This is a genomic window from Microbacterium sp. S1037, from assembly GCF_048381605.1.
Taxonomy (GTDB): Bacteria; Actinomycetota; Actinomycetes; order Actinomycetales; family Microbacteriaceae; genus Microbacterium; species Microbacterium testaceum_B.
The window spans coordinates 433,192-457,278 of record NZ_JBLWIG010000001.1 but is presented as its reverse complement, the minus strand read 5'-3'; the positions used below and the strand labels follow the sequence as shown (position 1 = coordinate 457,278).

Here is a 24,087-nt window from a genome sequence, read left to right as displayed (position 1 = left end):
CACCCTCATCACCCGCATCGGTGAGCTGATGACCGTCGACGACGAGGACCGCGTGCTCCGTGACGCCGCCGTGGTCATCGACGGCGACCGGATCGCGTGGATCGGCTCCGCCTCCGACGCCCCAGCGGCAGACGAGAGGGTGGATGCCGACGGCCGAGCGCTCCTGCCCGGCTGGGTCGACTCGCACACCCACCTCGTCTTCGACGGCGACCGCACGGCGGAGTTCGAGGCCCGCATGGCGGGGCAGAGCTACGCCGCGGGAGGCATCGCCGTGACCCGGGATGCCACCCGCGAGGCGTCGGACGACCGCCTCGCCGGGCTCCTCGCGGGGCGCGTCCGCGCGGCGCGCGCGCAGGGGACCACGTGGATCGAGACGAAGACCGGCTACGGGCTCGACATCGCGAGCGAGGAGCGCAGCGCGCGGATTGCCGCGGCCGGCGTCGACGACGTGACCTTCCTCGGCGCTCATCTGGTGCCCGCCGGGCGCGACGCCGACGACTACGTGCGCGAGGTGTGCGGTCCGATGCTCGACGCCGTGCGTCCGTACGTGTCGTGGGCCGACGTGTTCTGCGAGCGCGGGGCGTTCACCCCCGAGCAGTCGCGCGAGGTGCTGACCGCCGCGCGGGCGGCGGGACTCGGGCTGCGCGTGCACGGCAATCAGCTCGGCCACGGCGACGGGATCCTGCTCGCGGTCGAGCTGGGGGCGGCGAGCGTCGACCACTGCAATTTCGTCTCGGATGCCGACCTCGATGCGCTCGCGGGAGGGTCGACCGTCGCGACGGTGCTCCCGGCTTGCGACCTGTCGACGCGCGCTCCTCTCGCTCCGGCCCGGCGACTGCTCGACGCCGGGGTCGAGGTCGCGATCGCGTCGAACGGCAATCCGGGTACGTCGTACACGACCTCGATGCCGTTCTGCGTCGCGACCGCCGTGCTGCAGATGGGGCTGAGCGTCGCCGAGGCGGTGCGAGCGGCCACGCGCGGCGGGGCGATCTCGCTCGGTCGTGCCTCCGGTGACGGCGCCGTGGGATCGATCGCCGTGGGGAATCGCGCCGACCTTCACCTGCTCGACGCACCGTCCGCGACGCACCTCGCCTACCGACCCGGGATGCCGCTGACCGCGGGTGTGTGGAAGGACGGGCGCCGGGTGGCGGCGCCGCTCGTCGCGCGCTGAGATCTCGCGCGCCGGCGGCGTGGTGCTGGGGTCTGGCGTCTGGCGCAGGCCCGTTGGCGCGATGGCGCGCCGGTGCCGTGGCCCTGCTCCCTGGCATCCATGTCCCGAAATGTGCAGATTTGGGCCCCTCGCGTTGCACAAATGGGGACATGCCTTCGCGGGCGACCGGTTTCGCTGACGGGGGAGTGCCGATGTCGGAGGTCCGTGCCAGGCTGAGATGGCGGTCATGGCGACCGTGATCCAGTGATTCCGGAGGGCTCCGTGCTCGCCAAACTCCTCATCCGTTACCTCAGGCCGTACCGCTGGCTGCTGCTCGCGCTGCTGATCTTCCAGTTCGCCGCGGCCATGGCATCCCTGTACCTGCCGCGTCTGAATGCCGACATCATCGATCAGGGCGTGGCTCGCGGCGACACGAACTTCATCTGGTCGCGCGGAATGATCATGCTCGTCATCTCCCTCGGGCAGATCACGGCGTCGATCATCGCGACCTACTTCGCCGCCCGCGCCGCGATGGCGGCCGGTCGCGACATCCGCCGAGACGTGTTCGAGAAGGTCAGCGGGTTCAGCGAGCGCGAGCTGTCGCAGTTCGGTGCCGGCTCCCTGATCACGCGCAACACCAACGACGTGCAGCAGGTGCAGATGCTGGCGATGATGGGGGCGACCATGCTCGTCAGCGCCCCGCTGCTCGCCCTCGGCGGCATCTTCATGGCGCTGCAGCAAGATGTGGGCCTGAGCTGGCTGATCGCCGTGGCGGTTCCCGCTCTCCTGGTCGCCGCGGGACTCATCATCGCCCGCATGGTGCCGCTGTTCCGCAGCTACCAGTCCAAGCTCGACGCCGTGAACCGCATCATGCGTGAGCAATTAACGGGCGTCCGTGTCGTGCGCGCCTTCGTGCGCGAACGCATCGAAGAAGAGCGCTTCCGCGCGGCCAACACCGACATCATGGTCGTCGGTCGCAAGGTCGGCTCTCTTTTCGTGCTGCTGTTCCCCCTCGCGATGCTCGTGCTCAACGTCACCGTCGTCGGGGTCATCTGGTTCGGCGGCATACAGGTCGACAGCGGAGCGGTCGAGATCGGCACACTGTTCGCCTTCATGCAGTACGTCGCCCAGATCCTCATGGGGGTGCTGATGGCCAGCTTCATGACCGTCATGATCCCGCGCGCCGCCGTTTCGGCCGAGCGCATCGGCGAGGTGCTCGACAGCCACTCCACCCTCGAGCGCCCGGCGAACCCGATCACCGCGTTCCCCGAGCCGGGCGCGATCGAGTTCGACGACGTCGCCTTCGCGTACCCGGGGGCCGAGTCCCCTGTCGTGTCCGGCGTGAGCTTCGCCGCCCGCCCGGGCGAGACGGTCGCGATCGTCGGATCCACCGGTGCGGGCAAGACCACGCTCGTGTCGCTGATCCCGCGTCTGTTCGACGTGACCGCCGGCGCCGTGCGCGTCGGCGGCGTCGACGTGCGCGAGGCCGACCTCGACGGACTGTGGAAGGGGATCGGCCTCGTCCCGCAGCGCCCGTTCCTGTTCAGCGGCACGGTCGCCTCCAACCTCCGCTTCGGGCGCGAGGAGGCCACCGACGACGAGCTCTGGCGTGCGCTCGAGATCGCCCAGGGGCGCGACTTCGTCGAGGCGATGGACGGCGGGCTCGAGGCGCGTATCGCCCAGGGCGGGACGAACGTCTCCGGCGGGCAGCGTCAGCGTCTGGCCATCGCCCGCGCGATCGTGCACCGCCCGTCGGTGCTGGTCTTCGACGACTCCTTCTCGGCGCTCGACCTCAGTACCGATGCACGGCTGAGACAGGCCCTCTGGGACGAGTTGCCCGAGGTGACCAAGATCGTGGTCGCCCAGCGCGTGTCCACCATCACGGGTGCCGACCGCATCGTGGTGCTCGAAGACGGTCGCATGGTCGGTCTCGGCACGCACGAGGAGCTGCTCGAGACGAGCGCGACCTACCGCGAGATCGTCGAGTCGCAGCTGGGGGTGGAAGCATGAGCACCCCCGACGCCCTGACCGAAGAAGAGCGCGCCGAGCTCGAACTCGCCGAGCAGGCACGCCTGAACTCGGGCGACTGGGACAGCGTGGCCCCCGGCAAAGCCGCGAACTTCGGCCCGAGCTTCCGCCGCCTGATCGGGCTCCTGCGCCCGCACGCCGTCGCCTTCGCCTTCGTGTCGGTGCTCGGTGCGATCGGTGTGGTCCTCGCCGTTCTCGCCCCGCGCGTCCTGGGTGACGCGACGAACATCATCTTCGAGGGTGTGGTCTCGAAGGGCCTGGCGACCCAGTTCCCCGCCGGCACCTCGCAGGCCGATGCCGTCGAGGCTCTCCGCGCGAGCGGTCAGAACGACTTCGCGAACATCGTCGGCGCGATGAACACGTTCCAGGTCGGCGCGGGAGTCGACTTCGACGCCCTCCGCCTGGTGATCGTCGCGGTGCTCGCGATCTACGTCGGGTCGTCGCTGCTGTCGTGGATCCAGGGCTACGTCATCAACGTGATCATGGTGCGGACGATGTGGCGCCTCCGCGAAGACGTCGAGGCCAAGGTCAACCGCCTGCCGCTGTCGTACTTCGACAAGGTGCAACGCGGAGAACTCATCTCCCGCGTGACCAACGACATCGACAACATCACGCAGACGATGCAGCAGTCGCTCTCGAGCGCGCTGACGTCGGTGCTGACCGTCGTGGGCGTGCTCATCATGATGTTCACGATCTCGTGGCAGCTCGCGCTCGTCGCCCTCGTCTCGCTGCCGCTCATGGCGATCATCTTCGGCGTGATCGGGCCGAAGTCGCAGAAGGCCTTCGGTACGCAGTGGAAGAAGGTCGGGCGCCTCAACGCCCGCGTCGAGGAGTCCTTCTCCGGCCACGCGCTCGTCAAGGTCTACGGTCGCGAGAAAGACGCGCGCGAGAAGTTCGAGGTCGAGAACGAAGAGCTCTACCAGGCGAGCTTCAAGGCCCAGTTCCTCTCGGGCATGATCATGCCCGGCATGATGTTCGTCGGGAACCTCACCTATGTCGGTATCGCGGTGCTCGGTGGGCTCATGGTCGCCGGCGGGCAGATCCGCCTCGGAGACGTGCAGGCCTTCATCCAGTACTCGCAGCAGTTCACGCAGCCGCTGTCGCAGCTGGGCGGCATGGCGGCCGTCGTGCAGTCGGGCACCGCCTCGGCCGAACGCGTCTTCGCGCTGCTCGACGCCGACGAGCAGGAGCCCGACGCCGCCGACGCCCCCGAACCGGTCGACGGACGCGGCGTCATCGAGTTCGAGAACGTCGCCTTCGCCTACACCCCCGAGCGCCCTCTCATCAGCGACCTGTCGTTCCGCGTCGAGCCCGGTCAGACGGTCGCGATTGTGGGGCCCACAGGCGCGGGCAAGACCACGCTGGTCAACCTCATCATGCGGTTCTACGAGCTCGACGGCGGGCGGATACTGCTCGATGGTCAGAACATCGCCGATCTCCGCCGCGACGACGTCCGTTCGCGCACGGGGATGGTGCTGCAAGACCCGTGGCTGTTCGCCGGGACGATCCGCGACAACATCCGCTACGGCCGCGAGAGCGCGACCGACGAAGAGATCGTCGAGGCCGCCGTCGCGACGCGCGTCGATCAGTTCGTGCACTCTCTCCCCGAGGGATACGACACAGTCCTCGACGAGGACGCGGCGAACGTCTCCGCCGGCGAGAAGCAGCTCATCACGATCGCCCGGGCCTTCGTCGCGCGTCCCTCGGTGCTGATCCTCGACGAGGCGACCTCGTCGGTCGACACCCGAACCGAGCTGTTGCTGCAGCAGGCGATGGCAGCGCTTCGCGAGGGGCGCACCTCGTTCGTGATCGCGCACCGGCTCTCGACGATCCGCGACGCCGACCTCATCCTCGTCATGGAGCACGGCGACATCGTCGAGCAGGGAACCCACGACGAGCTGATCGCCCAGCACGGCGCGTACTGGCGCCTGTACCAGTCCCAGTTCCAGAACGCGTCCTCGGGCCTCGACGCGGCCGAGGCGGAGGTCGTGCGCGGCGTGGAGTCCTGAGGAGCGCGCCGCGCGGACGGAACACCTGCCGCCCGCGCGGCGCCGTCCCGTCAGGGGCGCTCCGCGACCGCTCGACGAAGCTGTCACACGCGCGACCACGTTCGGGGGCGCAAAACCCCCTCCGGTACAGTGGAGCCGCCCCGCGAACCCGCCCGCGTGCCCTTACCGCCGCACAGATAGGCCTCACCACCCGTGACCACTCCTGCGACGCCCTCCGACCCGACGCCCGACGGCAGTCCCACCGACACGCCCGCCGACGCACCGGCCGACCGTCCCCTCACCGTCCTCATCGGAGCCGACACCTTCCTTCCCCACGTGAACGGTGCCGCCCGATTCGCCGAGCGCCTCGCCGCGGGGCTCGTCGCCCGCGGTCACGACGTTCACGTGGCGGCTCCGAGCGTGGGCCACAGCCACGCCGGCACCTTCACCGAGGTGATCGAGGGCGAGCCCATGACGATGCACCGCCTGCCGGCGTACCGCTTCCTCCCGCATGACTGGCTCACCTTCGTGCTGCCGTGGCGGGCGAAGCACTACGCGCGCAAGGTGCTCGACCAGGTGAAGCCCGACGTCGTCCACATCCAGTCGCACATCGTGATCGGCCGCGGTCTCACGAGAGAGGCGCGCAAGCGCGGCATCCCGGTCGTCGCCACCAACCACGTGATGGCAGAGAACATCCTCGACTTCACGACGCTCCCCGACTCCCTCGACCGCATCTTCGTCAAGCTCGCCTGGGCCGATGCCGCCCGCACGTTCGCGATGACCCGCGCGGTGACGACCCCGACGCGTCGCGCGGCGGACTTCCTCGAGTCGACGATCGGCATCCAGGGTGTCATCCCGATCTCGTGCGGCATCGACCGGTCGAACTACACGCCCGATCTCGAGCCGCGCGACGCGAACCGCATCCTGTTCGTCGGCCGCCTCACGACCGAGAAGGGGATCGACGTCGTCCTGCGCGCGCTCAAGCTGCTCGACCCCGCCCTCGACGTCACCTTCGACATCGTCGGAGGGGGCGACCAGCGCCGCAACCTCGAGCAGCTCGCCGAGCAGCTCGGCCTCTCGGCGCGCGTGACGTTCCACGGTCACACCTCCGAAGAAGAGCTGCGCGCGCTCTACACCCGGGCGAGTGTCTTCGCTATCGCCTCGATCGCCGAACTGCAGTCGATCGCGACGATGGAGGCCATGGCATCCGGACTCCCGGTGGTCGCTGCCGACGCCGTCGCCCTCCCGCACCTCGTGCACGACGGCGAGAACGGCTACCTCTTCGAGCCCGGCAACGCCGAAGAGCTGGCGGCGCGCCTGACCGACGTCCTCACCGCTGATCCCGACGAGCGACGACGCATGCAGCAGGCCTCGCTCGACGGCGTCATCGTGCACGACATCGGTCGAACGCTCGACACCTTCGAGGCGCTGTACCGCGGACGGCCGATCCCGGAGTGACCGCGTGCACGTGGTGATGTTCGCCGACCAGCATCTCGAGTCCCTCGGCGGTGCTCAGGTGTCGATGCGGCTGCAGAAGCGCTTCCTCGAGCGCGCGGGGCACGTCGTGACGGTCGTCGCGCCACGGATGCACCGGCCCGCCCCCGACGACGCGGCGTACATCGACCTCCCCTCGATCCCGATCACGCCCGACCGCGAGTACGCGCTCACCTGGCCTGGCGCGCGCACGGATCGGTTCGTGGATGCCGAGCTCGGCGCGCGACTTCCCGTCGACGTCGTGCACGTGCAGGCGGATTTCTGGGGTGCGCTCATCGGGCACCGTTACGCCGCCCGCCACGGCCTCCCGGTCGTGCACACGATGCACAATCGCGTCGACGTCGGCATCCAAGCGACCGCGCCCTTTCCGGCGCTCGTCCTGCGTGTGCTGAACGCGTGGGCGCGGCGGGCGCTGCGCGGCGCGGCGGCGACGCGAGGCAACGCGGCGACCCCGCCGTCCCCGGGCGCGAATCCGCGGGATGCCGCGCGTTCCGCGCGCGTGGCGCCGGCTGCGCCCGCGGCGCCCGACGCACGCGCGGGGCACGCCACGCAGGGCGCCGGCCCGGCTGACGGATGGGCCTACCTCCGCCGCTTCGCGCGACTCTCGCGCGCGATCACCGCGCCCTCCGGCCACTTCGCGCGGCGTCTCCAGGAGCACGGTGTCGTGCCCGCCGAGGCCGGCGCCGGCGTGGACGTCATCTGGAACGGGATCGACGACGACATCCTCGACGCCGCCCTCGCGAGCGGCGCCGAGGCACGTCGTCCCGGCCCCCCGCGCTTCGTGTGGCTCGGGCGCATGAGCCCCGAGAAGCGCCTCCTCCCGTTCCTCGAGGCGGTGGCGGCTTCGGGGATCGAGGCCGAGGTCGAGATCATCGGGGGCGGGGCCCAACTCCGCGCGGCGCAGAAGCTCGTCGCGGAGCGGAGGCCCATGGCATCCGTCGTCTTCTCGGGACGCTTGAGCTACGCCGAGACGCTCGCGCGGCTGGCGGCGGCCGATGCGGTGGTGCAGACCTCGATCGGCTTCGAGACGCAGGGGATGACCGTGTTCGAGGCGGCCTCGCTCGGCACGCCGGCCGTCGTCAGCGACCCCGACATCGCGTCGGAGCTGGGCGCCGGCGTCTGGACGGTTCCGGATGCCACGATCCCCGCGCTCGCGGAGTCGCTGCGCCGTGCGGCCGACGACATCGCGGCGGGCACGCCGGTCGAGGTCGACCCGACGATCGCGGAGCGGTTCCGCCAGTCGTCGCGCACGGCGGCGATGGTCGCGGTGTACGGGCGGGCCGTCTCCGCCGGACGCTGACGGCGCGTCTTGTCGCGGGAGGCGGGTTCCCGACGGCGCGCGGCGCGCGCGGGGTCGGTCGGAACCGCGCGGTAGCCGTCGGTGCGGATGAGCCACACCGACGCGACCACGCTGACGAGGGCGAGGGCGGCGAGAGCGATGAGATAAGCCATGGCAGAAAAGCTACGCATCGCGATTTTGTGCCGCGAGTGGCATGATGGACGCTGTTCGTTCGATTTCTGCCACTCCGAGAGGTGCGCATGCGTTCCGTCGCCGTCGTGATCCAGCCGGGCTTCGCCCCGTTCGAATTCGGTCTCGCGTGCGAGGCGTTCGGCCTCGATCGCACCGACGACGGGATTCCCAACTTCGACTTCCGCATCGTGACGCCGGATCCCGGCGTCGTGCCCTCGAACATCGGCTTCTCGGTCAACGTCGAGCGCGGTCTCGATGCGGCGGCCGACGCTGACATCGTCATTCTCTCGCCCATCCCGCGGGAGCAATGGGCGTCGGTGGATCCGCGTGTGATCGAGGTCGTGCGTGCGGCGCACGCTCGTGGCGCATGGTTGCTGAGCGTCTGCAGCGGGGCGTTCGTGATCGCGGCATCCGGAGTTCTCGACGGTCAGCGTGCCACCACGCACTGGCGCTACGCCGATGTCATGGCCCGCATGTACCCCTCGATCGAGGTCGATCCCGACGTGCTCTACGTGCAGTCCGGTCGCGTGATCACGAGCGCGGGGACCGCGGCAGGCCTCGACGCGTGCCTTCACCTGCTGCGTCAGGAACTCGGCGCCGAACTCACCAACCGCATCGCCCGCCGCATGGTGGTCGCGCCGCAGCGCGACGGAGGGCAGGCCCAGTTCATCGCGTCGCCACTGCCGGTCGCGCCGTCGATGTCGCTCGCGCCGGTGACCGAGTGGATGCTGCAGAACCTGGATGCCGAACTCTCCGTCGATCAGCTCGCCTCGCGCGCGCACATGTCGCCGCGGACCTTCGCCCGCCGCTTCAAGGCCGATCTCGGGGCGACGCCGGCCGCGTGGCTCGCGCGGCAGCGCCTCCTGCACGCCCAGCGCCTCCTCGAGGAGACCGACCTCGGTCTCGACCGCATCGCCGCCGAGTGCGGTTTCGGTTCGGCGGCGGTGCTCCGCCAGAACTTCGCCCGCACGATGGGGCTGACCCCCACCGCGTACCGTGCGCGTTTCTCGTGCGCGGATGAGGTACCCGCCGCGCCACGCGAGGCCGTGCCGGCCTGACGTCGTCAAGGGCCCGGGCTTCGGCATCCGGGATTCTCCGGTTGCTGCCCCGGGTGCCGCGGGGGCGGCGCGTGCCGGGTGGCGCGTTGCCGGGCGGGGTCGGGGCCGGGCGGCGCGTGCCGGGCGGGGTCGGGGCCGTGTGGCGCGTGCCCGGGCGGGGTGGGGGCCGTGTCGCCGGGCCGTCGTGCGGAGTTCTTGGGCGACGCGCCGTTCGGCTGGTCGCTGGGGCGGCGTGTCGGGGCCGGACTCCGCGTGGCGGTACGCGGGGTGGATGCGGAAGGTCGTGCGCCGTCGCGCGGAGTTCGTGGGCGACGCGCCGTTCGGCTGGTCGCCGGGGCGGCGTGTCGCAATCGAACTCCGCGCGGCGGTACGGGTCCGGCGCGCACCGCGACTCCGCGTGGCGGTACGGGCCGGCCCGGAACCCGGACGCCGCCAGACGGCGAAGGGGGCACCCCCCCCGCCTTGCTCCGGTCCCGCGCGGGACGGATTCCGGATGCCGCGGCTCGGTGCCCCGGCGCCCTGCGGCATCCATCGGCCCCGCGCGAGCCGGACCCCGGATGCCTCGGCCCCCGCCGTCCCCCTCGCCCCGCGGGACGGATTCCGGATGCCGCGCCTCGACACCGTGGCATCCCTCTGTCCCCATTGCCCCCCGCGGACGCCGGTGCTAAACTTGAGTCAACGCCACTCAACTTTGAGTGAGGCGAGAGAACTTTCAGGAGATGACATGAACGCCACACAACAGCCGGGGCAGGAGGACGCGCGCAGCGCCCTCGAGCAATTCGGCATCAACCTCACCGACAGGGCCCGCCAGGGAAAGCTCGACCCCGTGATCGGTCGCGACGGTGAGATCCGCCGCGTCAGCCAGGTGCTCACCCGGCGCACCAAGAACAACCCCGTGCTCATCGGCGAGCCCGGCGTCGGCAAGACCGCCGTCGTCGAGGGGCTCGCTCAGCGCATCGTTGCGGGCGACGTCGCCGAGAGCCTCAAGAACAAAGAGCTGGTCTCGCTCGACATCTCGGCGCTGGTCGCCGGCGCGATGTATCGCGGACAGTTCGAGGAGCGGCTGAAGAGCGTCCTCAAAGAGATCACCGAGTCCGACGGACGCATCATCACGTTCATCGACGAGCTGCACGTGCTGATGGGCGCGGGCGGCGGCGAAGGGTCGGTCGCGGCCAGCAACATGCTCAAGCCCATGCTCGCCCGCGGTGAGCTGCGCCTGATCGGCGCGACCACGCTCGACGAGTACCGCGAGTTCATCGAGAAGGATGCCGCTCTGGAACGCCGTTTCCAGCAGGTCTATGTCGGCGAGCCGACGGTGGAGGACACCGTGGCGATCCTCCGCGGCCTCAAGGAACGGTACGAAGCGCACCACAAGGTCGCGATCGCCGACGCGGCGCTCGTGGCAGCGGCATCCCTCTCCAACCGCTACATCCCCTCGCGCCAGCTGCCCGACAAGGCCATCGACCTGATCGACGAGGCCGCGTCGCGCCTGCGCATGGAGATCGACTCCGCCCCGCTCGAGATCGACGAGCTTCGCCGGCACGTCGACCGCCTGAAGCTCGAAGAGCTCGCGCTCAAGAAGGAGAAGGACGACGCCTCGAAGGAGCGCCTCGCCACTCTCCGCGAGACCCTCGCCGCCGAGCAGGCCAAGCTCGACGAGCTGCAGGCGCGGTGGGAGCGCGAGCGCGCCTCGCTGAACCGCGTCGGTGATCTCAAGACGCGCCTCGACGCCGCCCGTGTGGATGCCGAGCGCGCCCAGCGCGAGGGCAACCTCGAGCGCGCGTCGCGGTTGCTGTACGCCGAGATCCCGGCGCTCGAGCGCGAGTTGATGAAGGCCGAGCGCGAAGAGCCGGCGGGTGACCGCATGGTCAACGAGCAGGTCACCGACGAAGACATCGCGGCCGTCATCGCCGCCTGGACGGGCATCCCCGTGGGACGCCTGCTCCAGGGCGAGACAGAGAAGCTGCTGCACCTCGAGCGCGAGCTGGGCAAGCGCCTGATCGGACAGAAGGATGCCGTGAAGGCGGTGTCCGACGCCGTCCGTCGCTCGCGGGCCGGCATCAGCGATCCGAACCGCCCGGTCGGTTCGTTCCTGTTCCTGGGCCCCACGGGTGTCGGCAAGACGGAGCTCGCGAAGTCGCTCGCCGACTTCCTCTTCGACGACGAGCACGCCATGGTGCGCATCGACATGTCGGAGTACGGCGAGAAGCACTCCGTCTCGCGCCTGGTCGGTGCCCCTCCGGGGTACGTCGGGTACGAGGCGGGCGGCCAGCTCACCGAGGCCGTGCGTCGGCGTCCGTACAGCGTCGTGCTGCTGGACGAGGTCGAGAAGGCCCACCCCGAGGTGTTCGACGTGCTGCTGCAGGTCATGGACGACGGTCGGCTGACCGACGGCCAGGGCCGCACGGTGGACTTCACGAACGTCATCCTGATCCTGACGTCCAACCTCGGTTCGCCGATCCTCATCGATCCGACGCTGTCGATGGATGCCAAGCGGGAACAGGTTCAGGCCCTCGTCCGTCAGGCCTTCAAGCCGGAGTTCGTGAACCGCCTCGACGACATCGTGATCTTCCAGGCCCTCAGCCAGGACGACCTCGCCCAGATCGTCGAGCTCGCGGTCGACGCGCTGCACAAGCGCCTGCGCGAGCGCCGGCTGACCCTCGCGGTCACGCCCGACGCCCGCTCGTGGCTCGCCGAGCGCGGATACGACCCGGTGTACGGGGCGCGTCCGCTGCGCCGACTCATCCAGTCCGAGATCCAGGACCGCCTCGCCATGGCGATCCTCGCCGGCACGGTGCGCGACGGCGACGTGGTCCGCGTCGACGTGGCCAGCGACGGCGACTCGCTCATGCTGGTGAGCACGGGCCCCGCTGCCGAGGAGCCCGGCGACGACTCCGACGACGACGTGATCGAGGCCGAGATCGTCGAGTAGGCCGAACAGGGAGGGGGATGCCACGCGGTGTGCGTGGCATCCCCCTTCCGTGTGCGCGCCCCCGCGCATAAACGCGATCCACTCACGTAAACGCGGTGTGCTCGCGTTTTTGTGAGCGGATCGCGTTTATGGGGTGCGGCTGTCCCGGCGGCTCCTGCATCAGTCGCCCCGTTTCGTCACGGGCAGGGCGTGAGCCAGGCCTTCACGAACGCCGCGGTCTGGTACGCGTACTGGAACGCCCAGTCGTACAGCGACATGTTCGTGTCGACACCCATCACGGTGACGTCGCCCCCGTAGCACTTCTCGAAGATGTACCGCGTGCGGGCGACATGCGGGGTGAAGGTGATCACGACCGTCTTGTCGCTGGGATGGCTCGCAACGTAGTCGGTGAGGAGTTTGGCCTCGCCGGCGGTGGTGAACGGGTCCGGCCGCTTGCAGGTGACCCCGGGCTCGCCACACGCGTCGATCTGAGAGGCGTCGAAGGCGCGGTCCCCATGCCCCTTTGCGGAACCCGACACGGAGATCAGCATCGGCAGGTTGCTGTCGGCGTCGCGAAGGGTCTCACCGAGATCGATTCGCTGCTGCTGGGGCGGTCCGATGACGTAGACGAGGTTCGCGTCGGTCGGATCGCCCTGCGGGGGGAAGACGTAGAGCGGGAGCCCCGCCACCACGATCGCCACCATCGCGACGGCGAGTGCCACGCTGACCCGACGTACGCGTCGCCACCGTACGCGTCCGCGCCGAGCCTGCGCGATCGCGATGGGCTGTGATTCCGGTGCACCGGCTTCGGTGGGCGAAGAGGTCGTCACGTAGGCGATGGTAAGCCGCCCTTGTGAACGCCAGATTGCCGACGACAGGTGAGCGCGGCCCGCCACCGACCCCGCGCGATCGCCTCGGGATGCCGAGTCCGCGTCGATTCTCCCCGCCCGTCGGGCCGAGCACGTTCGCCCCGGCACCGCGGGTTCGGGTGCAGGGGCGAACGAGCGTCGGCGGGATGTCGTGGTCAGGCGTCGACGAGCAGCGACTCCTCGATCGTGCGGCGCTCGCGCGGCGCGAGCTCGCGCTGGCGCAGGCCCTCTTCGGCCGCGTCGACGTCGCCGAGGGCTCCCACGGCGATGACCGTCACCGGCACGAAGCGGGGCTCGATGTCGAAGGCCGCGCGGAGGGCATCGACCTCGAAGCCGCCCATCTGGTGCGTCGCGAGACCCTCGGTGTGCGCCTGCACGGTGAAGTGCGCGGCGGCCTGACCGGCGTCGTACAGTGCCCAGGGGCGTGCCTCGCCCTCGGCGGTCTCGGTCTCGGCGAGGACGACGATCAGCGCGCCGGCGGCCGGAGCCCATGCCTGGTTGAAGCCCATCAGGGCCGACACGACGCGGGCGTGCGCGTCGCCGCCGCGACGGGCGACGATGAGGCGCCACGGCTGGTGGTTCATGCCCGACGGTGCCCAGCGGGCGGCTTCCAGGGCTGAACGCAGCGCGGCTTCGTCGATGGGCGTCTCGGGGTCGAAGACGCGGGTGCTCCAGCGCTCGGCGAGCACGTCCAGGATGGGAGCGTCAGTGGGGGCGGTGCGATCGAGAACGAGAGACATGGGTCCTCCTGAGGAAAGGGAACTGAGCCGGGACGCCGTTGACCCGAACCAGTGAACGCCACGCGCGCACGAGATGTTCCCATGTGACGTCGTGCGTCGCGCCCTCATAGAGAGATTTCAGGATGCCGCGCCCCGCGCGCGTCGATGATCGACGGCTCGGCACCGCGCCGCAACCGTGCCACCCGCGGAGGACGAGCGCGCAAACGCTGCCGCCCCGACTCCGGCCTCGTGGCCGCGTCTGTCACGCACGCGTCCGTGACGAGCGGAGGGTGAGGGACGAGAGGAGGATGCCTCGGGCCCGAGGGTCCTCCCTTCGTCCCAGGCCCTCCCTTGGTCACCCGATCAACACAGCGTCACCGGATCGACACCCGGCCACCGGCTCGACGCCTGGTCGCTCAGGCCGTCCAGGAAGCCGGGCCGGCGCTCCCCGCCGCGTACTCGTCGAGCGGCACCTCGTTCTGGCGCCACGCGTCGATCACCGGCTGCACGATGCGCCAGCACTGCTCGGCCGCATCGCCGCGGACGGCGAGCATCGCGTCGCCGTCGAGGATGCCCGAGAGCACTTCGCCGTAGGCCTTGAGCGCGCCCTCGCCGAGGTCGGCGTCGAGGGTCACGCGCTCGAGCTCGAGCGGGTCGTCGGCGCCGTTGACGTTGAGTTCGAGGCTCATCGTGTCGGGGCCGAGCGAGAACACGAGCTTCGACGGGTCGCTCTCGCCGACGAATCCGCCCGGAAGGTGCCGCACAGGCTTGAAGGTGACGGTGACGGCCGGGTCTCCGGCATCCAGAGCCTTGCCCGATCGGAGCGTGATGGGCACACCCTGCCAGCGCGCGGTGCGCACCTCGACGGTCATCTCGGCGAGCGTCTCGGTGTTGCGCGACGGGTCGACGCCGGGCTCGTCGACGTACGAGACGAAGTGCCGCTCGCCCACCTCGCCCGCGGTGTAGCGGGCGCGGCGGGAGTTCTTGACCGGGTCGTCGTCGAGCACGTGCGTTGCGCGCAGCACGGCCGACGTCGCGTCGCGCAGGTCGAGCTGGTCGAGAGAGGACGGCGGCTCCATCGTGACGAACGCCATGACCTGCAGCAGGTGGCTCTGGATCATGTCGACCAGGGCTCCCGCGGAGTCGTAGTACCCGGCGCGGCCTTCGAGGCCGAGCTTCTCGGGGAAGTCGACCGTGATGGTCGCGATGTCGTCGGCCGACCACACGCTCTCGATGAGACGGTTGGCGAAGCGCACGCCCAGCAGGTTGAGCACCGTGGATCGACCGAGGAAGTGGTCGATGCGGAAGACCTGGTCTTCGGGGACGAGGGTCGCGAGCTGCTGGTTGAGCTTGTGGGCGCTGGCTTCGTCGGTGCCGAAGGGCTTCTCGAGCGCGAGGATCGTGCCCGCGGGGATCGTGACGTCGGCGAGGGCGAGGCACGACTTCTCGGTGACGGCCGGGGGGACGGCGAAGTACAGCGCCGGGCGTCCTTCGGCGTCGTCCAGGAGCGTCTGCAGGTCGGCGGCCTTGGTGATGTCGGCTCGCGAATATGTCGTCGCCGAGACCTGGTCGAAGGCGGCCTCGGCATCCATCGTCTGGAAGGCCTTCTTCACGACCTCGCGCCAGTGCTCGTCGGTCCAGTCGTCCATGCCGGCGCCGTGCAGGCGGATGGAGCGCTTCGGCTCGCGCGCGAGCAACTGGCCGAGGGCCGGGAGCAGCAGTCGAGAGGTGAGGTCGCCCGAGGCGCCCAGGATGATCAGGGTCGTGTCCGCCGCCATGGGGTAACCGTAGCGCTCGGTTCCGACATCGCCGGGATGCTTGCAGCGCGCGCATGGATGCCACTATCGAGATGTTCGGCCACGATGTCGGCGGCACCTGCCATGATCCGAGGGTGACCACTCCGATCGAGGACTACGCGGTCCTCAGCAACTGCCGCTCCGCAGCCCTGGTCTCCCGCGATGGGAGCATCGACTGGCTCTGCCTGCCGCGGTACGACAGCGGGTCGATGCTCGGTGCCCTCCTCGGCGACGAGTCGCACGGGCGGTGGTCGCTGCGCCCCGCCGATCCCGAGGCCCGGGCGACCCGGCGCTACGACGGCGACACCTTCGTCCTCGTGACGCGCTGGGAGACGACGACCGGTGTCGCCGACGTCTACGACGCGATGCCGGTAGACGAGGGCGTCGAAGCCGTGATCCGTCGCGTGGTCGGTGTGTCGGGCGAGGTCGATTTCGTCAGCGAGGTCCGTCTGCGCTTCGACTACGCGCGAGCCGTCCCGTGGGTCCAGCAGATCGGACAGGGCGGCGAACACGCGATCCTCGCCGTCGCGGGTCCCGATGCCGTCGTCATCCGGGGTCCGCGCCTGATCGCGGTCGACACCGCCCATCGCGGCCGGTGGACGACGGCGGCCGGCCAGAGCGTCGATTCCGTGCTCTCGTGGGGCCCGTCGTGGCAGGCCGCCCCCGCGGCGTTCAACGTCGAGGCGGCCCTCGAACGCACGCGCGAATGGTGGGCCGCGTGGGCCGACCGCGTGCAGTCCGCCGGCACGCACGCGGCGCTCGTCACCCGCTCGCTCATGGTGCTGCGCGCCCTCACGCACTCCGAGACCGGCGGCATCGTCGCGGCCGCGACCACGTCGCTCCCCGAGGCCTTCGGCGGCGCCCGTAACTGGGACTACCGCTATGTGTGGCTGCGCGACGCCGCGCTCACGCTGAGCGCCTACATCGACCACGGATACCTGGATGCCGCCCAGCACTGGCGCACGTGGCTGCTCCGGGCGATCGCGGGCGATCCCGCCGACGTGCAGATCATGTACGGCATCGCGGGGGAGCGCGATCTGCCCGAGCGCGAGATCGCGAGTCTTCCGGGGTACGGCGGGGCCGCGCCCGTGCGGATCGGCAACGGGGCGGTCACGCAGTACCAGGCCGATGTCATCGGCGAGGTCATGGTGGCCCTCGAGGCCGCGCGGAACGCCGGCGTCGAAGAGACGACCTTCTCGTGGTCGCTCCAGCGCGCCCTGCTGAACCAGCTCGCGGGCGAGGTCGACAAGCCCGACCTCGGCATCTGGGAGATGCGCGGTGAGCCGCACTACTTCACCCACTCCCGGGCGATGGTGTGGGCGGCGTTCGACCGTGGCATCCGGGCCGTCGAAGAGGGCGGTCGTGAGGGCGAGGTCGACACGTGGCGCGCGCTGCGCGACAGTGTGCGCGCCGACATCGATGCCCGCGGTGTGCACGAAGGCCGCTGGTTCACGCAGCACTTCGACACCGACGAGGTCGACGCCTCGCTGCTCGTGCTGCCGCAGGTGGGCTTCTGCGCCTACGACGATCCGCGCATGCTCGCCACGGTCGCGCGCATGGAAGAGACGCTCATGCCCGACGGGTGGCTCCTGCGCTACCGCACCACCGGTGTCGACGGGCTCAGCGGCGACGAGCATCCCTTCCTCGCGTGCTCGTTCTGGCTGGTCGGGCAGTACGCGCACAGCGGGCGGCGCGACGAGGCCGTGGGGTTGATGAAGCGCCTCACGGCGGTCGCGAACGACCTCGGTCTGCTGTCGGAGGAGTACGACCCCACGACGAAGCGGCAGGCCGGCAACACCCCCCAGGCCCTGTCGCATCTCGCGCTCGTGGGCGCGGCCGACGCCCTGGATGCCACGGCTCCGCGCTGAGCCCGCCCCCCGCCGCGGGTGACTGCGCCTGTCGAGGCCTCCGGCCCCTTCGACGGGCTCAAGGACCTGGCGCGTGAGCAGAGGAAGGTCGCGCGAAGCCGCCGGTCCCTTCGACGGGCTCAAGGACCTCGCGCACGGGGCGGGTGAGACCGCCCTCGCCCCCACCGCGCGGCCCTAGAGTCATCGCATGGACGACGACGTCGAGCTGCGCCGCCTGCGCGAGCAGGTCTACGGCGTCGACGGTGCCGCCGCCACGCCGGCGATGATCGCCCGGCTCGCCGAGCTCGAGGAGAGCACGCGACGTCCGACGGTCGCGGAAGATCCTCCCGCCGAGACACCGGATGCCGAACCTCCGGCCCCCGTGGCAGAGGTCGCCGAACCGGCCGCCCGTCGTCCGGCCCTCCGCTGGGCGCTCGGCGCGGTGGCCGCCGTCGCCCTCGTCGGGCTCGGCGTCGCGATCGGCTCCACGTTCGCGGCCCCGCCGTCGACCGCGGCCACCGCCGATCCCGCCGAGGCGAGCCTGCCCGAGCTCACCTTCCCGCAGACGGCCGAAGACGTCATCTCGGCCGAGATCCTGAGCGACAGCGGCATCGACCCGGCGAGTACGCGCTACATCGCAACCGTGAGCGACTTCCGCATCTACCTCGCCCGGCCGGACGACGGCGACGGGCGCTGCATCGCGACCTTCACCTCCACCGAGAACCGTCCCTGGTCGGCCGGATGCGCGAGCGGAGCGCAGGTCGGGGCCGCTGTCTTCGGCATCGACGACCGACTCACCGTCGCGATCGGCGAGCCCGTCTCGTCGGGGGTCGATGGCATCCCGATCCGTCTGTCCGACAGCGTCACGGCATTCGTGGCGCGCTGAACGAAAGAGATCCCATGTTCGATCCCGCCGGTGCCTTCCCGGGCTTCGCCGTCGACGACCTCGACGCCGCCCATCGGTTCTACGCGGACACGCTCGGCCTCACCGTGGAGGTCCTGGCCGGCACGGGCTTCCTGTCTCTGCAGCTCGCCTCGGGCGGGAGCGTGCTCGTCTACGGCAAGCCGAACCACACGCCGGCGTCGTTCACGGTGCTGAACTTCCCCGTCGCGGATGTCGAGGCGGCCGTCGACGACCTGCGGGCGCGCGGCGTCGAGACGAAGATCTACGACGACGCGGACTTCCCCACCGACTCGCGCGGGATCATGCGCGAGGGCGGACCGCTGATCGCGTGGTTCCGCGACCCGGCGGGCAACGTGCTCGCGGTCCTCGAGGAGTGACGCCGCGTCAGCCCGCCGGCTGCAGGTCGGTGCCGGTGGCGTCGAGGCGGAAGAACGCGTCGCGGTAGTCGTCGCGTAGCCCGAAGGACATCTCCGGCGCGCCGACGTTGCGGATGAACGTCGGGCTCTGGACATCGTCGTCGGTCGCGCGCTCGATGCGAGCCGACGCACCGTCGGTGGGAAGCCCGCTCTGGGCGGACGCCTGCTCCATCGCGGGCCAGAGCCGGTCGAGGGTCACGTCCGACCACGAGAACTGCTCCTCCGCGAGCTCGGGCTGACTGTGAGCCGCCCCGTCGTGGCTCACGACGCCGCCGCGGTAGGTCCACTCGTCGGTTTCGACGGCCCCGACGCGGATCGGGGCGTCGACGATGACGGCATCCGGGATCACCGTGATCGACACGACCCGGTCGTGCCCGATCGCGTCCTGGAGCGCCCCTTCGGCGGTCTTGAGCGCGTCGGGGTGCCGCATGTCGACGCTCCACCGGCCGTCCGACCAGGCGTCGAGGGTCAGCCCGACCGCCTCGCGGAAGGGCAGCACGACGACGGCGCCCGCGAGCACGGCGACGAGCGTGAACACCGCCAGGCGCAGGGGCCGTCCACGGCGGCCGATGCCGATCAGCGGTCCGCGGCGGCGACCCTTGTCGATGCGCGTCCCGGGGGGAATCGGGCGGACGTCGACCTCGGAACGGGGCGGGACGACGAGGCGCGCGATCTCGGCGGGCGAGAGTTCCCCGTCGGCGAAGGCGATCTCGGGCCCGCCCTCGAGGAGGATCGCGACGTCGCGCTCGAGGCCGGCCTGGTAGGCGGGCAGCTCGGTCAGGGGCACGAGCCTGCGGATGGTCGTCGCCCACGCGTCCCCCGCGAGCGACACCACCGTGACGTCGATGTCGCACACGGGCTGCTCGTTGACGAACGTGCCGGTCTGGCGCACCGCGTCGATGCGCGCGCGTCCGAGACGCCGGGCATCGCGGGCTTCCTGCACAGCGGCAGGGGAGGGGAGCGCCGCAGCGAGCCCCCCGCCCAGCCGCGAGACGGTGGTCGCGGCGATGCAGACCCCGATGGCGATGCCGAAGATGAGCATCCCCGGGTCCGGATTCCCCAGAAGCGAGACGACGAGACCGCCGATCGCTGCCCCCAGCGCGGCGAAAGCAAGAAGGCGGAGCACCGAAAGAGCCTAATCGCCCCGTGAGAACACGGCGAGGAGGGGAGGGAAGAGGGGAGGGATGCCGAAGCCCTGGCATCCCTCCCCTCTTCCTCGCCGCGACGCGCCGACCTCAGCCCTTCAGCGCCTCCGCGAGCTTCACGCGCGCCCCCATCCGCAGGAGGGAGTTCTGGTAGATCCGCGCGCCGATGGCGATCGCCGCGACGCACGACGCGATGAGGACGAGAAGCGACAGCACCGGCTCCCACCACTGCGCGTCACCGAGGTACATGCGCAGCGGCATCCCCACCGGCGCCGAGAACGGCACGTACGACATGATCGTCAGCACGACCGGGTTGTCGTTGAAGAAGATCACGAGGAAGTACGGCGCCATGATCAGCATCGTGATCGGGGTCGTGGTGGCCCCGATGTCCTCCTGGCGCGAGACCATCGCGGCGGCGGCGGCGAACAGCGACGCCAGCAGCACGAACCCGAAGAGGAAGAAGATCGCGAACCAGGCGATCGGGGCGCCCAGGGCGCTGAGCACCCCGGCCTGATCCGTCACGGCGAGGCCGATCACCGCGACCGCGGCGAGCAACACGATCTGCGCCATCGCGAGCACCGTGTTGCCGAGCACCTTGCCGGCGAGCAGTGCGCGCACGGGGATTGCCGAGATGAGGATCTCGACCACCCGTGTCTGCTTCTCTTCCACGACGCTCTGCGCGATCGTGCCGCCGAAGGTCGACGCTGCGATGAGGAACACGAGCCCGAACGCGAGGGCGATGAAGTAGCGCAGCGCGCTCGCCGCGCCGGCTCCCGGCTCGAGCTCCTGAACGGGGGGCGTCTCGCTGAGCATCTGCAGAAGGGTCGAGGGCACCGAGTCCTTCACGACGACGGTGTAGTCGAACGAGGCGTCCGACGAACCCGACACCAGGGCGGCATCCACCGTCCCTTCCTCGACGAGGGCCGTGGCCGCGTCGTCGCTGTCGGCGACGGTGACCTCGAGTCCGTCGAGTCCCTCGACCGCCGCCTGCGTCTGCGACGTGACGGCGACCGGGATGCCGCTTCCCGAGAGGTTGTTCGCGGCGAAACCGCCCCAGACGACCGAGGCGAGAGCGGCGAGCACGAGGATGATCGTCGAGATGACGAACGCCTTGCTGCGCAGCTTCGAACCGATCTCGCGCTCGGCGACGAGCCAGATGCTCTGCAGGTCGCTGGGGGCGCGGTGCGTGGTCGGGGTCGTGGTGCTCACTGGATGACCTCCTTGAAGATCTCGGCGAGGGTAGGTCTCTGCGGAGCGAAGCTCACGACGTCGCCGCGCGAGACGGCACCCTGCAGAACGCGCTGGGCCGAGGCGTCGTCGGCGGCGTCGAACAGGGCGTAACCGCCGTCGAAGTCGAGGACCGTCACCCCCGGCTCGTCGCGCAGCCACCCGGCATCGCCGCGCGACACCAGTTCGTAGCGGTGCGTGGCGTGCTCGGCCCGGAGACCCTCGCGGGTCCCGGCCGCGCGGATGGTGCCGCCGGCGATGATGACGAGGTCGTCGCACAGCCGCTCGACGACGTCGAGCTGATGCGACGAGAACAGCACCGCGGCGCCCGCGGCCGCCTTCTCCTGCAGCACCCCGGCGACGACGTCGACGGCGAGCGGGTCGAGGCCCGAGAACGGCTCGTCGAGGATGAGCACGTCGGGCTCGTGGACGAGGGATGCCGCGATCTGCGCGCGCTGCTGGTTGCCCAGCGAGAGCGTCTCGACGAGGTCGCCGAGGCGCTCGCCGAGTCCGAGGCGCTCGAGAAGGGCCGTCGCCTTGGCGGTGGCCTCGGCCTTGCCGAAGCCGTGCAGCCGCGCGAAGTAGGCGATGTGCTCGGCGACCTTCATCTTCGGGTACAGCCCGCGCTCCTCGGGCATGTACCCGAAGCGGCGGCGGTCGGACGTGGTGACCGGCGAGCCGTTCAGCACGACCGAACCGGCGTCCTTTCCGAGCACGCCGAGGGCGATGCGCATGGTCGTGGTCTTGCCGGCGCCGTTGCCGCCGACGAACCCCGTCAGCCGCCCGGGGGCGACGGTGAAGCTCACGTCGTCGAGCACGCGGCGACCGCCGTAGCTCTTGGTGATGCCGTCCAACTGGAGCACTGTGCATCCCTTCTTCTCGATGCTTCCCACGCTAGGGATCCGGATGCCACGGCACCTCCGCCGCGGGTGGGGTCGTCGCCTCCGCCTCTCGGGGGAGGGCTAGCGGAGGTCCCTGAGCTCGTCGAAGGGGCCGGGCGCCGTCAGGCCAGGCCGTGCCGGTGTGCGAACACCACAGCCTGCACCCGGTCGCGTGCGCCGAGCTTCTGCAGCACGTTCGACACGTGCGTCTTCACCGTCGCCTCGCCGATGAACAGTCGCGCGGCGATCTCGGCGTTGCTCAGGGCCTCGGCGACGAGTCTCAGAACCTCCGACTCACGCTCGGTCAGCGGTTCCGCGAGCGTGAGCGGGGGAGGGACGGATGCCGCGGGCTCGGGCGAGCGTCCCGAGGCGAAGCGCTCGATGACGCGGCGGGTGACCTCGGGCGCGAGCAGAGCGTCTCCGGCGCCGACGACGCGCACGGCCGAGACGAGCTCTTCCGGGCCGGCGTTCTTCAGCAGGAATCCACTCGCGCCGGCCGACAGCGCGGCGAAGAGGTAGTCGTCACGGTCGAACGTCGTGACGATGAGGATCGCGGCGTCCGAGGCGGGGTCGGCGGTGAGGAGTCGCGTGGCCTCGAGGCCGTCCATGTCGGGCATCTGCACGTCCATGCAGATCACGTCGGGACGCAGCTCCGCCGCCGCGGCGATGGCCTCGCGGCCGGTCGTGGCCTCGCCGACGACCGTGATGTCGTCTTCGAGCGAGAGGATCGTGCGGAAGCCCGCGCGCATCATCGCGTGGTCGTCGACCAGGAGGACCCGCAGCTCAGACATGGGCCACCTCGTTCTGCACGGCCGGGACGCGCACGCGCACGAGGTAGCCGCCGCGGGAGCGCGGTCCGATCTCGATCGTGCCGCCCGAGACGGCCGCGCGTTCGCGCATGCCCAGCTGACCGAGCCCCGGCGTTCTCGAGCCCGCGCGGCCCGTGTTCGAGACCTCGAGCTCGATGGCATCCGGATCGAATCGCAGACGGACGTCGGCGGTGGCACCGGGACCGGCGTGCCGGCGCGCGTTCGTGAGGGCCTCTTGCGCGATGCGGTACAGGTTGACTTGCACGAGCGGGGGCGGATCGTGCGCGGGTTCGCCGATCACGGTGAAGGTGGTGGGGAGGCCCGCGGCGGTCGCCTCGTCGACGAGCGCCGCGATCGAGGTCAGACCGTGCGTGGTCGGCGCGGTGTCGGGGTCGGACTCGCTACCGGGGGCGCGGAGCGTCTCGAGCAGCTGGCGCAGCTCGTGGAGCGACGTCCGGGCGGAGTCCTCGATGCCCGCGAGCACCTCGCGTGCTCGGTCGGGGTCCTTGGTCGATAGCGCTCGCGCAACGCCCGCCTGCACGCCCATGAGCGATACGTGGTGGGCGACGACGTCGTGCAGCTCGCGCGCGATGCGCACACGGTCGAGCGCGACGGCCTGCGCCGCGGTGACCTCGCGTTCGGCTTCGAGTTCCGCGGTGCGCTCCTCGAGTGCGGCGCGCTCGCTCATCTGCTGGTGGGAGCGGTTCCCGAAGTAGTACGCCCCGCCGAAGAACAGCGCGTTCACGCCGATCATGAGCAACTGGTAGGCGACGAACGGCGAGAAGGCGCCCGCGCGTGAGAACGCCCCCTCGACGGAGGGATCGACGGGCTGGGTCGCGTCTTGGAACATCACGACGAACAACCACGTGAACATGCCGACGATGATCGCGATCCGCACGATCGTCGCGCGCCGCCGGTTCTGCTCCCACGCGCCCACGGTGTACAGCGCGATGAACATCGCGATGTTGCCGGCGTAGATCTCGGGGATCCGCAGGGTCACCGCGAGGAAGTACGCGACCGACACGACGACGGCGGTGACCGACGGCCATCGCCGCCGCACCGCGATGGGCAGGGCGAGCACGAAGACATATCCGACGGCGAGGGCGAGCGACGCCTGTTTGTCGCCGTAGAGGCCCGAGACCGCCGACAGCACGGCGCTGAGCAACCCGCCGAGCAGCAGCACGATCGCGAGCACGATGTCGTTGCGTCGCTGAGTAGGGGTGAGCTCACGGGTGAACGTGCGGGTGAGCGGTGGCATCCCCTCACGCTACGGGGGACCTCAGCCACCTGCATCCCCCTCGGGACGGAGTCAAGAGGAGGGGGAATACAGGTTCACCGTCGATGCTTGCAGGTGAATGTACCCGGGCGCGCGCC

Annotated in this window: 18 protein-coding genes; 10 read left to right on the top strand and 8 right to left on the bottom strand. The window is 70.5% G+C overall.

The window, feature by feature from the left end; all coding sequences use genetic code 11:
- Positions 1 to 28 precede the first annotated feature (28 nt).
- The 7 genes from hutI (at position 29) to ACMW4R_RS01915 (ending at position 12,121) form a co-directional block, all read left to right on the top strand.
- A complete protein-coding gene (hutI, locus tag ACMW4R_RS01945) occupies positions 29 to 1,171 on the top strand; it encodes an imidazolonepropionase (protein WP_418299881.1) in 1,143 nt (380 codons plus the stop codon).
- 261 nt (positions 1,172 to 1,432) lie between these two features.
- Entirely contained in the window at positions 1,433 to 3,160 is a 1,728-nt protein-coding gene (locus ACMW4R_RS01940) for an ABC transporter ATP-binding protein (RefSeq protein ID WP_418298993.1), read from the top strand.
- Positions 3,157 to 5,187 (top strand): ABC transporter ATP-binding protein, encoded by a 2,031-nt coding sequence (locus ACMW4R_RS01935; RefSeq protein ID WP_058597017.1) that lies wholly within the window; start codon positions 3,157 to 3,159, stop codon positions 5,185 to 5,187. The genes ACMW4R_RS01940 and ACMW4R_RS01935 overlap by 4 nt, the downstream gene beginning before the upstream one ends.
- Positions 5,188 to 5,379: 192 nt before the next feature.
- On the top strand, positions 5,380 to 6,624 hold the full coding sequence (locus tag ACMW4R_RS01930; RefSeq protein WP_058597018.1) for a glycosyltransferase: 1,245 nt from the start codon (positions 5,380 to 5,382) through the stop codon (positions 6,622 to 6,624).
- Between the two features lie 4 nt (positions 6,625 to 6,628).
- Positions 6,629 to 7,960, top strand: coding sequence for a glycosyltransferase (locus ACMW4R_RS01925; protein ID WP_418298992.1), 1,332 nt, complete (start codon positions 6,629 to 6,631; stop codon positions 7,958 to 7,960).
- Positions 7,961 to 8,199: 239 nt separating this feature from the next.
- The gene (locus ACMW4R_RS01920) at positions 8,200 to 9,189 is read left to right on the top strand and encodes a GlxA family transcriptional regulator (protein ID WP_418298991.1); all 990 of its coding nucleotides are present in this window, start codon (positions 8,200 to 8,202) and stop codon (positions 9,187 to 9,189) included.
- A gap of 724 nt (positions 9,190 to 9,913) precedes the next feature.
- A complete protein-coding gene (locus tag ACMW4R_RS01915) occupies positions 9,914 to 12,121 on the top strand; it encodes an ATP-dependent Clp protease ATP-binding subunit (RefSeq protein WP_418298990.1) in 2,208 nt (735 codons plus the stop codon).
- A 176-nt stretch (positions 12,122 to 12,297) separates the two neighbouring features.
- On the opposite strand, the gene ACMW4R_RS01910 is transcribed toward ACMW4R_RS01915, so the two are convergent.
- The 3 genes from ACMW4R_RS01910 to ACMW4R_RS01900 all read right to left on the bottom strand — a co-directional run bounded on the left by ACMW4R_RS01910 (position 12,298) and on the right by ACMW4R_RS01900 (position 15,466).
- Complete coding sequence (locus ACMW4R_RS01910) at positions 12,298 to 12,930, bottom strand: YdcF family protein (protein WP_418298989.1); 633 nt, start codon at positions 12,928 to 12,930, stop codon at positions 12,298 to 12,300.
- 194 nt (positions 12,931 to 13,124) lie between these two features.
- Positions 13,125 to 13,709, bottom strand: a complete 585-nt coding sequence (locus ACMW4R_RS01905; RefSeq protein ID WP_418298988.1) for a nitroreductase family protein — start codon at positions 13,707 to 13,709, stop codon at positions 13,125 to 13,127.
- Positions 13,710 to 14,104: 395 nt separating this feature from the next.
- The gene (locus ACMW4R_RS01900; protein ID WP_418298987.1) at positions 14,105 to 15,466 is read right to left on the bottom strand and encodes a glucose-6-phosphate dehydrogenase; all 1,362 of its coding nucleotides are present in this window, start codon (positions 15,464 to 15,466) and stop codon (positions 14,105 to 14,107) included.
- A 113-nt stretch (positions 15,467 to 15,579) separates the two neighbouring features.
- On the opposite strand from ACMW4R_RS01900, the gene ACMW4R_RS01895 reads away from it, so the two are divergent.
- From ACMW4R_RS01895 to ACMW4R_RS01885, 3 genes are all read left to right on the top strand, one after another.
- Positions 15,580 to 17,352: a glycoside hydrolase family 15 protein gene (locus ACMW4R_RS01895; RefSeq protein WP_418298986.1), complete on the top strand. Its 1,773-nt coding sequence runs from the start codon at positions 15,580 to 15,582 to the stop codon at positions 17,350 to 17,352.
- Positions 17,353 to 17,539: 187 nt separating this feature from the next.
- Positions 17,540 to 18,217, top strand: coding sequence for a hypothetical protein (locus ACMW4R_RS01890; protein WP_058595247.1), 678 nt, complete (start codon positions 17,540 to 17,542; stop codon positions 18,215 to 18,217).
- Between the two features lie 14 nt (positions 18,218 to 18,231).
- A complete protein-coding gene (locus ACMW4R_RS01885; protein WP_058629706.1) occupies positions 18,232 to 18,612 on the top strand; it encodes a VOC family protein in 381 nt (126 codons plus the stop codon).
- Positions 18,613 to 18,619: 7 nt separating this feature from the next.
- Here the strand turns inward: ACMW4R_RS01885 and ACMW4R_RS01880 are convergent, their stop codons facing one another.
- From ACMW4R_RS01880 to ACMW4R_RS01860, 5 genes are all read right to left on the bottom strand, one after another.
- Positions 18,620 to 19,777, bottom strand: a complete 1,158-nt coding sequence (locus ACMW4R_RS01880; protein ID WP_418298985.1) for a hypothetical protein — start codon at positions 19,775 to 19,777, stop codon at positions 18,620 to 18,622.
- A 109-nt stretch (positions 19,778 to 19,886) separates the two neighbouring features.
- A complete protein-coding gene (locus ACMW4R_RS01875; RefSeq protein ID WP_418298984.1) occupies positions 19,887 to 21,005 on the bottom strand; it encodes an ABC transporter permease in 1,119 nt (372 codons plus the stop codon).
- The gene (locus ACMW4R_RS01870) at positions 21,002 to 21,886 is read right to left on the bottom strand and encodes an ABC transporter ATP-binding protein (RefSeq protein WP_058629710.1); all 885 of its coding nucleotides are present in this window, start codon (positions 21,884 to 21,886) and stop codon (positions 21,002 to 21,004) included. Before ACMW4R_RS01870 ends, ACMW4R_RS01875 begins: the two co-directional genes overlap by 4 nt.
- Before the next feature lie 140 nt (positions 21,887 to 22,026).
- Positions 22,027 to 22,695 (bottom strand): response regulator, encoded by a 669-nt coding sequence (locus ACMW4R_RS01865; protein ID WP_418298983.1) that lies wholly within the window; start codon positions 22,693 to 22,695, stop codon positions 22,027 to 22,029.
- Entirely contained in the window at positions 22,688 to 23,971 is a 1,284-nt protein-coding gene (locus ACMW4R_RS01860) for a sensor histidine kinase (protein ID WP_418298982.1), read from the bottom strand. The genes ACMW4R_RS01865 and ACMW4R_RS01860 overlap by 8 nt, the downstream gene beginning before the upstream one ends.
- Between the last annotated feature and the right edge of the window lie 116 nt (positions 23,972 to 24,087).